The organism is Acinetobacter sp. YH01021, assembly GCF_013420255.1.
Lineage (GTDB): Bacteria > Pseudomonadota > Gammaproteobacteria > Pseudomonadales > Moraxellaceae > Acinetobacter.
This window is the reverse complement of the sequence record NZ_VOYO01000051.1, coordinates 1-6,072: the sequence shown is the minus strand read 5'-3', so window position 1 is coordinate 6,072 and position 6,072 is coordinate 1. Positions and strand designations below refer to the sequence as shown.

General features: G+C 37.5%; 6 protein-coding genes and 2 pseudogenes. 7 read left to right on the top strand and 1 reads right to left on the bottom strand.

Going from position 1 to position 6,072, the window contains the following annotated elements:
• From FTT86_RS15510 to FTT86_RS15480, 7 genes and pseudogenes are all read left to right on the top strand, one after another.
• A pseudogene (locus FTT86_RS15510) lies at positions 1-159 on the top strand (IS5/IS1182 family transposase); the annotation flags it as partial.
• A gap of 439 nt (positions 160-598) precedes the next feature.
• Positions 599-1,933, top strand: coding sequence for an ISNCY family transposase (locus FTT86_RS15505; RefSeq protein WP_180181470.1), 1,335 nt, complete (start codon positions 599-601; stop codon positions 1,931-1,933).
• A 187-nt stretch (positions 1,934-2,120) separates the two neighbouring features.
• Positions 2,121-3,239, top strand: coding sequence for a Fic family protein (locus FTT86_RS15500; RefSeq protein WP_180087649.1), 1,119 nt, complete (start codon positions 2,121-2,123; stop codon positions 3,237-3,239).
• A 665-nt stretch (positions 3,240-3,904) separates the two neighbouring features.
• The gene (locus FTT86_RS15495; protein ID WP_162689791.1) at positions 3,905-4,216 is read left to right on the top strand and encodes a hypothetical protein; all 312 of its coding nucleotides are present in this window, start codon (positions 3,905-3,907) and stop codon (positions 4,214-4,216) included.
• 169 nt (positions 4,217-4,385) lie between these two features.
• Positions 4,386-5,060 carry a hypothetical protein gene (locus FTT86_RS15490; protein WP_111885976.1) on the top strand — a complete coding sequence of 225 codons (675 nt, stop codon included), beginning with the start codon at positions 4,386-4,388 and terminating at the stop codon, positions 5,058-5,060.
• 278 nt (positions 5,061-5,338) lie between these two features.
• Positions 5,339-5,626: a BrnT family toxin gene (locus FTT86_RS15485; RefSeq protein WP_180039136.1), complete on the top strand. Its 288-nt coding sequence runs from the start codon at positions 5,339-5,341 to the stop codon at positions 5,624-5,626.
• Entirely contained in the window at positions 5,613-5,927 is a 315-nt protein-coding gene (locus FTT86_RS15480; protein WP_180039137.1) for a BrnA antitoxin family protein, read from the top strand. Before FTT86_RS15485 ends, FTT86_RS15480 begins: the two co-directional genes overlap by 14 nt.
• 29 nt (positions 5,928-5,956) lie before the next feature.
• Here the strand turns inward: FTT86_RS15480 and FTT86_RS15475 are convergent.
• Positions 5,957-6,072, bottom strand: a pseudogene (locus tag FTT86_RS15475) (type II toxin-antitoxin system RelE/ParE family toxin); the annotation flags it as partial.

Below are 6,072 nucleotides of genomic sequence, written 5' to 3'. Positions count from 1 at the left end.
GCGAAGTTGGTTGAAACTAAGATGCACTGCATTAAATTATTAGGAGATAAACTCAGCGCAAGGAGTTTTGATAGCCAAGTGAATGAAATTCATGCACGTGTAGCAGTCCTCAACAGATTTACGGAATCAGGTCGACCACTTACCCAAGTTACGTCTTAAATTTGGCTCAATTAGGGGCGCTTTGCATTTCAAATCTTTGTGCAACAAAGCCCTTTGAAAGCGTAAAACTTTCATTGAGAACAATAATGGGTATAGACAGGGACAGTACGAGTTGAGGTGAAACAATAATATTAGTTGTTTTTTAGTTGAACCTTTTTTTGTCAATCGAATTGTTTTTAGTTCAAACATGATGAAGTTTATGAATTAAAATTTAATTCAACATATCATATTTATCTAAATAAAGGATAGTACTTTAACTTATTGAAATCAGGTAAGTGTAAGGGATATATGAAGTTATTGTTTGGTATACTTCGCTTAACATAATCTATATTATACGAAATCAGTGTGTTAGAAACCATTTAAAGTGTCTATATTCTCACCAATAAAAATGTCTAGTTTATGATGGTTTTTACCATCATGGACTGGATATAAATTAGAGATGTTGATCACTATGTCTGACAAGGAAATTCAACGTCTTGCAGTTCTGCAAGACGTTCGAGATCATCGTATTATCCAGGTCCGTGCTGCTGAAATCCTGAATCTTTCCACTCGTCAAATTACCCGGTTATTGCAGAAACTCAATCAAGACGGTGTTTCAGGTCTGGCACATGCTAGTCGTGGTCAACCTGGCCATCATCGCCATGATGAGTTATTAAAATCAAAATGTCTTTCCATTATTTCTGAACATCTGCTGGGCTTTGGACCTACCTTGGCGCATGAGAAGCTCAGCAGCATATTTGACCTGAATATCCCGGTAGAAACGGTTCGGCGCTGGATGACTGCAAATGACCTCTGGATTCCGCGATCCAAGCGCCTTAAACGTCCATATCAGCCACGTTATAACCGGGATTGCTTCGGTGAGCTGATCCAGATTGATGGCTCATATCATGACTGGTTCGAAGGACGCGCTGCTAAGTGCTGTTTATTGGTGTATATCGATGATACCACTGGAAAGCTGTTGCATCTACGCTTCTGTGAGGCGGAAACCACCTTCGACTATATGCTTTCAACCCGAGCCTACATTGAACAATACGGCAAACCTCTGGCCTTTTATAGCGACAAACATTCGGTATTCAGAGTTAATCAGAAATCCAGGAAAGACAGCCAGATCACGCAATTTGGGCGGATTCTGAACGAGTTAAATATTGATATTATCTTTGCCAACTCACCACAGGCTAAAGGTCGCGTAGAACGCGCGAATAGAACCCTTCAAGACCGTTTGATCAAGGAGATGCGTCTGGAAGGCATCAGTTCAATTGCCGAAGCCAATGCATGGCTACCCTGCTTCATTGAGCACTTCAATCAGAAGTTTGCCAAGTGTGCGAGAAACTCGAAGAATTTACATCGATCTTTAACGGAATCTGATGCTGAGCTGGAGGATATATTCACTTGGCAGGAACCGCGTAAGGTCACGAAGAACCTAACCATCACCTATGACAAGTGTATTTATCTGCTTGAACCGACAGAGCTGAATCATAAGCTTGTTGGGCAATACATTTCATTTCTGGAGTACCCGGATGGCACTGTGGCCCTCATGCATGAAGGACGGAAGATCAACTATAGCGTCTTCAATAAACTGGCTGGACTACAGCAGAATGAAGTGGTTGAGAATAAAAGATTAGGCTCAGTTCTGGCGCATATCCAGCAACAACATGAAGAGTTGGAGAAACAGAATAAACGTTCCCGTCTCAAGAAAAGTATGCCGAGTCGTAAAGCTCAGAAAGCTGTTATTGAACAAAGAAATTTAAATCCTGTGCTTGACTCTTGTGGTTAAAAACAGGACATTTTAAATGGTTTATCACATAGACATTTTAATTGGTGAATAACACAAAATGTAAGCCCCAAGTAGAACTGTTCTCGATAAATAATGAGCTAATTAACAGTACAAATTCGGCTCACAATATGAGTCGAATTTGTGCTATATTTAACTCATCTTAGATTTTAGATGAGAGAGATTGAAAATGCAGAAATGGATTTGGCAAGCAGAAAACTGGACAAATTTCACATGGCAGGATTCAACTATCTTACCTAAAACCAGACAGATACATCAAAAAATAGGAATTCTTCTTGGACAAAGTCAGCATGATTTAGCGAAAGAACAATTCACTCTAGATACTCTACTTGCCAATCTCGTTGCTTCATCAGCAATTGAAAATGAAACCCTCAATGTTTTTTCATTGCGATCATCTTTAGCCCAACGCTTGGGTGTCACTCTTGAACAGCCTTATCCAAGCTCAGATCGATCAGAAGGTTTAGCCAATATCATGCTGGATGCGCTGAACGATGTTAAGCAACCACTGACTGTTGAGCGCCTCATGCAATGGCATCGTTGGCTTTTCAATGACCCCGACTGGACAATGCAACGTTTACGCATTGGTCAACTGAGGGGATCAGAGCCTATGCAGGTCGTTTCAGGTCGATTGGATTACCCTAAAGTACATTTTGAAGCACCGCCAAGAGAAGGCTTAGAAGAACGCTTACATACCTTCATAGCGTGGTTTAATCAGAGTCTGAATGATTCATTGCTTGATCCTCTGTTACGTGCAGGCATTACCCATTTATGGTTTGTTACCCTACATCCTTTTGATGATGGTAATGGCCGTATTACACGTACACTTACAGACCTTGCTCTAGCTCAAATGGATGAGCAAAGTATCCGTTTGTATGCAATGTCTACTGCGATATTAAATAAACGTAAAAGTTACTATGAGATATTAGAACAAACTCAAAAAAATGATTCTGATATCACAGATTGGCTGATTTGGTTTCTAGACACGTTGAATGAAAGCCTTGAAAAAACCTTAGCGCAGATCAGTCGAACATTGTTTAAAAGTCAATTTTGGCATAAATATTCAAATTTAGCCCTGGGTGAAGAACAACGTAAAGTTCTACATCGTTTATTAGACGGTGGCGAAAATGGCTTTGAACATGGTATTAGTGCTTCGCAATATCAAAAGGTTGCTAAAGTCAGTAAGGCAACGGCTACTCGCCACTTATCAGACTTACTTGAGAAAGAATGTATCGTTAAATTAGAAGGTGGTGGACGTAATACACGCTATCAGATCAATACCCAGTTATAGATATTCTAAGCAATAAAAAACCCCGGCATCCTGCCGGGGTTTTTCGTATTGGTTCGCTCGGTATAACTCCTGTCCTACCTTACAGTCCTTGTGCTTATCTATTGTTATTCTTATATGGAACTTCCTGTTCCCGATGAGTTCATAATAGTAAAATTCCAGTCATTCCGGATAGCAGCAAAGGGCCGAGATTGATGTGAGCCAAAACGTACAAAATAGCCTAAATTTTATCCACAAAAAATGTGGATAATTTTGGACATTGAGGCATTGATAAAATTTGAAAAATCTCAAAATTGATTACTTTTTAAACAAAATTATTGGCAAGAACTATCAAAAACGATCATAAAAAAGCCGACTTGTTTCCAAGTCAGCTTTTCGACATCGTCGAGCATTATCACTATAACACAAGTATTTGATTTTTATGTGTTTAAAATATGAATTTCGTATAACCGCCATTATGTTAAATGTGATAAAGAATAGATAATAAAATTTAATTAATGAGACATAATCTGTCGTGTATTTTTTAAACAGCACACAATAAATGGTTTAAAAATAGTAATGTACTCTAATAAATTTTTTATTATCAATATCTAAGAGTTATAGAGCTATGTCACGACCAGAAATACCAAATTTAAGAACTTGGCCACGCAATTTAAGTACCTCCCAATATGGTGGATTATCTACATCTCAGTATGGCGGAATGTCCACGTCTCAATATGGTGGAATGTCCACGTCTCAGTATGGCGGAATGTCCACGTCCCAGTATGGTGGAATGTCCACGTCTCAGTATGGCGGATTGTCTACGTCCCAGTATGGCGGATTGTCTACGTCTCAGTATGGCGGATTGTCTACGTCTCAGTATGGCGGATTGTCCACGTCCCAGTATGGTGGACTGTCTACGTCTCAAGGAGGTGGCATGTCTACATCTTCAATTAATGTCTATAAAAGTAATATTCCACCTTGGCCAGTGTTTTTATTAGAACTAGAAACTAGAGGGTATCTTGCACAGGCTCAATTGATTAGAAGACATATTCCCTCATTCTTATATCCTGAAAATTTCTTTTAAATTTTTTATTAAATAAAAGGACATCTTAAATCGGTGTCTTTTTGAGATGTATGTAATTCTTACATTTTTAGGTAGGGGATATTTTGTATAACTCTTTCTCATTAAAGAAAGTTCTTGAGCTTTATGCTGCCATACCACTGATATTGATAGCTTTAGCTGGCACTTATAAGTTTGGTTACTTTTCTACGTTTGATGCTTTATGGATATTACCTTCTATATCCGCTTATAGCTTATTTTACTCAATTCTAATTACTACTTTATTGTTCGCTTTTGGGAGCATAATTTCTTTAATTTATTTATCTATTTCTGCATGGGTAGGTCACTCATATTTACTGATTTTTTCCGTACTATTTATAACAATATCCATATTCCTGATAGGAAGAGAGACATCAATTGCCTTATCAACTAAGTTAATTCCGCTTTATTTTGGTGTGTTTTATTATTCCTATGTACATAGTTCTATATTTGGAGGACAGATAGAGCAATACTTTAGCTCCCCTTTAGTACTATTTTTAACGATTATTGCTTTTGGTGGTATGTTCGGAAGTGGTATGAACGATGCAAATAAAGCCATTAATAATAAAACACTCCCAATAGTATTGTTTGATCAGCAAACGTCATATCCAAGTGATCAGTCTGATTGGAGACTATTAGAAGCAATAGATACCAGATTTGTTTTGATTAATCTTAAAAATAGAACAGATTATGGCTATGAAATAAAAGTAGTTGAATACAGTAAAGTTGACAGTATCTATTAATTTAATAGCTATCAATTTTATAACGACTTTATATTTTTCCTAAAATTAACATAATACACCTTATACGAAACGCGATTGTAATAATCATTTAATATCAATTATTTATATTAAAATAGAAAACTCAAAAAACAGCAAAAATCCGGCTTGGAAACAAGTCGGATTTTTTATGAGCGGTTTTGATAGTTCTTGCCAATAATTTTGACTGAAAATTACACTTATTACCTTGAGTGATACAAATATGTGATACATTATTGTATATACAAATTTGAATGTTTTTTATGGAACAGTATTTCGAATGGGATGAGGCAAAGAATCGAAAGAATCAGCAAAAGCACGATGTCTCTTTCGAAACAGCAAGCCTTATTTTTGAAGATCCGCTAAGGATCTCAATTCAAGACAGACATACCGATGGTGAAGAACGTTGGCAAACCATTGGAAAAGTAAAAGGTGTACTAATGCTACTAGTAGCCCACACCATCTTTGATGAAGATGACTGTGAAATCATACGAATCATTAGTGCAAGACAGGTAACTAAGGCGGAGCGAAATCAATATGAGCATGGTTAGATATACACGCAAAGAGCTGAATGAAAATTTCAGCGACAAGCAAAATGCTGAAATTAAACGTCTCCTTGCTAAGGGAACTGTATCTGATGATCAATTAGATCTGTCTGATATTCCTGAAATCACCGACTGGAGTAAGGCAGTTCGTCATGGGCAATTTTATCGTCCAGTGAAGCAACAGACTTCTGTTCGCTTAGATGCTGATGTACTGGCATGGTTAAAAGCACAAGGGAAAGGCTATCAAACACGTATGAACAAAATTCTGCGTGAAGCAATGTTGGAAGATTTAAAGAATCATTCTTAAAAATGAAATGGGAGCAATAGCTCCCATTTTTAGTCTTTTATCCGCTTTTTTGCTTCATCATAAACAATGCTATCAGCTCGTTTTCCAACGGTAATTAGCAAAATAACTACCTGATCATCTTTGACCTGGTAAACAAGTCGGACAC